This window comes from Pseudomonas sp. 2995-1 (assembly GCF_002742505.1).
Taxonomy (GTDB): Bacteria; Pseudomonadota; Gammaproteobacteria; order Pseudomonadales; family Pseudomonadaceae; genus Aquipseudomonas; species Aquipseudomonas sivasensis.
Genome location: NZ_LJSA01000567.1, coordinates 1 through 292, shown reverse-complemented (window position 1 = coordinate 292; position 292 = coordinate 1). Strand labels below are relative to the sequence as shown.

At 36.3% G+C, this 292-nt stretch carries 1 protein-coding gene; it reads left to right on the top strand.

Going from position 1 to position 292, the window contains the following annotated elements; translation table 11 throughout:
* Positions 1 to 292 (top strand): replication initiator protein A (locus AOA61_RS27815; RefSeq protein ID WP_178075219.1); only part of this gene is annotated, 292 nt, incomplete at both ends.

The following is a 292-nucleotide window of genomic DNA, read 5'->3' as shown; positions in this document are numbered from 1 at the left end:
ATTATCAACTGCCTCAGTGGCTCTTTACAAACGAAAAATACAAGGATTTGAGCAACAATGCACGCATTGCTTATGCACTATTAAAGGACCGCAATCGCTACTCTATCAAGAATCATTGGTTTGATGCAGACGGCAATATTTATTTTATTTTCACTAATAAGACATTAGCAGATATGCTAAACGTCACTGAACGAACTATTACGTCCGTTAAGAAAGAATTAGTGACTCACAGACTTCTTTACATTAAGAAGATGGGTTTTGACAATAAGATCAAGCAAAACCTTCCTAGCAG